We start from the raw sequence: 3,534 nt of genomic DNA on the forward strand, positions 1-3,534 counted from the left end.
GCCAGCCCGTCGCCGCCGATGTGTCGCCGGTGGCAAGCTGCGCCTCCAGCTGCGGCACCGCCCCGCGCAGGGCGTCGTAAAGACAGCCGGCATAGACATTGCCCAGCGAATAGGTCGGGAAATAGCCGAACAGCCCCACCGACCAGTGCACATCCTGCAAACAGCCGTTCGACGGCCGGTCCACCGGATGACCGAAATCGGACAGGAAGCGGTCGTTCCAGGCCGCCTCCAGGTCCGCCACCGCCAGATCGCCCGACATCAGCGCCCGCTCGAGATCAAAGCGCAGCATGATATGCAGGTTGTACTGCACCTCGTCGGCCTCGGTGCGGATATGGCCTTTGTGCACCCGGTTCACGATGCGATAGAAGCTTTCGGCGTCGCGCACTCCGAAATCGCCGAACATCTCGGTCATCTGCCCGAAGAGCCAGCCGCAATAGGCCCGGCCCCGCCCGATCTGGTTTTCATAGATCCGGCTCTGGCTTTCGTGCACCCCCATCGACACCCCCTGCCCCAGCGGGGTCAGCAGATAGGCGTCATCGATGTTCTGCTCGTAACAGGCATGGCCGACCTCATGGATGGTCGAATAGAGGCAGTTGAAAGGGTCGCTCTCGCTGGTGCGCGTGGTGATGCGCACATCCTGGCCGGAGCCGGAAGAAAACGGATGCACCGCCTTGTCGATGCGGCCCCGGTTCAGGTCATAGCCGAAGCCCTCGGCCAGGGTCCGGGTCAGCCGCATCTGCTGATCGGCCGGAAAACTGCCCCGCAGGCCACCGGGATCCGGCGCCGCCAGCACCGCGCCGCGCAGGGCCACCAGACGCGGCCGCATGGCAGCGAACATCGCCGACAGCCCGGCCGCGGTCATCGCCGGCTCGTAATCGTCGATCATCGCGTCGTAGACGTCGCCGCCATTCGCCAGCGCCTGCCCCTCTTCGCGTTTCAGCGCCACCACCTCGCGCAGCACCGGCAGGAAGGCCGCCACATCCTCTGCGGCGCGCGCCTCGGCCCATTGCCCCTGTGCCCGGCTGGTCACCCGCGCGATCTCGGCGGCAAGATCGGCCGGCACCTTCATCGTGCGCGCATGGGATCTGCGGATCAGCCGCATCTGCGCCTGCCCCGCCGCGTCCAGCGCCGCATCGTCGATCTCGTCCAGCCAGGCCCCGAGCCGGGGGTCGCTGCGGCGCGCATGCAGCAGGCTTTCCATCGCCGCCATCTCTTCGGCGCGCTGGCCCGCCGCGCCGCGCGGCATCACGGTTTCCTGGTCCCATCCCAGACGCCCCGCCACCCGCGACAGCGCCTCGGTCTGCTGCTGATACTGCATCAGCCGCGCAAAAGCCGTCATCCGCCTAGCCCTCGCGAATCGAACGTTTCAGCGGGTAATGCGCCAGGAACCGGGCCCGCAGGATCAGGCTCCAGACCAGGACCGCCACCAGCTGATGGGTGATCGCCACATGCACCTGCGCGGCATAGAGCACGGTGACGATGCCCAGCACCAGCTGCAGCGCCACGGCGGCGATCAGCGCGTTGAAGGCAAGCCGCGTCGCCGCATGGGCCGATTTGCGCCCCGCCAGCCAGACCGCCACCGCGAAGGCCAGCAGAAGATAGCCCCAGACCCGGTGCATGAACTGCACCAGCCCGGCGTTCTCGATGAAATTGATCCAGCCCGGCGTCAGCGAGAACGCCTCGGGCGGGAACAGCTGCCCGGCCATCAGCGGCCAGTCGACAAACGACCGGCCGGCGTCGATCCCGGCCACCAGCGCGCCGAGCAGGATCTGAAGCAAGGCCATGTGCATCAGCCCCGTCGAGAGCGCGAACAGCCGCGGCTCCTTGCCCCGGCGCGCCTGCAACAGCTCGCGCTCGGGGCGTCCCAGCAGCAGGATGTACCAGCCGATGAAACCGAGGATGACAAAGGCCAGCCCCAGATGCACCGCCAGCCGGTAGGAGGCCACGCTTGTCACCTCTTGGCCCGAGGTCACCCCGGACGAGACCATCCACCAGCCGATGGCGCCCTGAACGCCGCCGAGCACGCCGATGAACAGCAGGCGCGCAGCCCAGCCCGCCGGCAGCCGGCGCGCCAGCGCGAAACCGGCAAACCCCAGCGCCCAGACCAGTCCGATCACCCGGCCGATCTGGCGGTGGCCCCATTCCCACCAGTAGATCTCCTTGAAATCGGCCAGCTGCATCCACTGGTTGTCGATGCGCCACTGGTCGATCTGGCGGTATTTCTCGAACTCGGCCTGCCATGCGGCCTCGTTCATCGGCGGCAGGGCCCCGGTCACCGGGCGCCATTCGGTGATCGACAAGCCGCTGTCGGTAAGCCGGGTCAGCCCGCCGACGACGATCATCACCACCACCATGGCAAAAAGCACCGCCAGCCACGCCCGGATGCCGCGCCGCGCCCCCTTTCGGTGCCGGTCGATCACGCCGACCGCGCCGGCCGGTGCCTTCTGGCGGTCACCGCTGTCGCTCACATCCTCGAATATACTGCGCTTCTGGCTCATCTTCGCTTCCTTGCAATTGGCGGCAGATTAGGCGGCCCGATCCAGAGCTTCAAGAGACCCCGGGACGGTCAATCGCCGCGTTCCTTCCAGCGCACCATCTGGCGCAGCATGCCGTGCAGCATCTGCGCGTCGGCCCGGGTCAGGCGCAGGCGGCTCCACATGTTGCGCAGGTTGGTCTTCATGCCCTCGGCCTTGGCCTCGGGAAAGAAGAACCCCGCCGCATCGAGACGGGCCTCGAAATGGCCGCTCAGGGCCTCGATCTCGGCCTGGTTGGCCCAGTCGGTCTTGGCCATGTCCATCCGTTCCGGCGCCACCTCGACCGCGCCGCGCCGCCATTCATAGGCGGTCAGCAGCACGCATTGCGCCAGGTTGAGCGAGGCAAACTCGGGGTTCACCGGCACGTTGATGATCGCATTGGCGCGGGCGATGTCGTCGTTCTCCAGCCCCGAGCGTTCCGGCCCGAACAGCACCGCCACCTTCTCGCCGGCAGCGATCTTCTCGCGCGCCATCTGCATCGCCCGTTCCGGCGTCACCACCGGCTTGGTCAGCCCCCGCGCCCGCGCCGTGGTGGCAAAGACATAGTGGCAGTCCTCCAGCGCATCGGCGGTCGCCTCGCAGAGCATCGCCTCGTCCAAGAGCCGCCCCGCGCCCGAGGCCATGGCAATCGCCTTCTGGTTCGGCCAGCCGTCGCGCGGCGCCACCAGGCGCATCCGGTCGAGCCCGAAATTCCACATCGCCCGCGCCGCGCCGCCGATGTTCTCTCCCATCTGCGGGCGCACCAGCACGAAGGCGGGCTGCGGTGTCTCACTTGGCATGGGCCTGCTCCTTGACGATAGCCTGTCGAACTGCGCCGCTCATACCGCCCCTGGCCCCGAAAACACAAGCCGCCGGGCTTTCTCTTGCTTCAAATATCCCCGCCGGAGGCCTAGAATCCCCGGCGCAACACGAAAGGATCACGACATGGCCTATGACAGGGGGCTGGCGGCGCTGATGCGCGACGATCTCGGCGCGCGCGCCGGCCTTGGCGAAAAACCGA

The 3,534-nt window shown here is 67.7% G+C and carries 4 protein-coding genes; all 4 read right to left on the reverse strand.

The features are described from left to right. Positions 1 to 1,339 (reverse strand): carboxypeptidase M32 (locus ABZD10_RS14335; protein WP_372887511.1); only part of this gene is annotated, 1,339 nt, incomplete at its 3' end. Positions 1,340 to 1,343: 4 nt separating this feature from the next. Then, positions 1,344 to 2,498 (reverse strand): heme A synthase, encoded by a 1,155-nt coding sequence (gene ctaA, locus ABZD10_RS14340; protein WP_372887512.1) that lies wholly within the window; start codon positions 2,496 to 2,498, stop codon positions 1,344 to 1,346. Positions 2,499 to 2,566: 68 nt separating this feature from the next. Then, positions 2,567 to 3,313, reverse strand: coding sequence for an RNA methyltransferase (locus ABZD10_RS14345; RefSeq protein WP_372887514.1), 747 nt, complete (start codon positions 3,311 to 3,313; stop codon positions 2,567 to 2,569). Continuing rightward, on the reverse strand, positions 3,303 to 3,534 hold a 232-nt coding region (locus ABZD10_RS14350), incomplete at its 5' end, for a hypothetical protein (protein ID WP_372887516.1). The genes ABZD10_RS14350 and ABZD10_RS14345, both read right to left, overlap by 11 nt.

Origin of the sequence: Shimia sp. (assembly GCF_041624275.1) — a bacterium.
Taxonomy (GTDB): Bacteria; Pseudomonadota; Alphaproteobacteria; order Rhodobacterales; family Rhodobacteraceae; genus Shimia.

Bases quoted from the DNA above. Each gene is read 5' to 3' on its own strand.
- ctaA (WP_372887512.1), bottom strand. From the start codon at position 2,498: ATGAGCCAGAAGCGCAGTATATTCGAGGATGTGAGCGACAGCGGTGAC.
- ABZD10_RS14345 (WP_372887514.1), bottom strand. From the start codon at position 3,313: ATGCCAAGTGAGACACCGCAGCCCGCCTTCGTGCTGGTGCGCCCGCAG.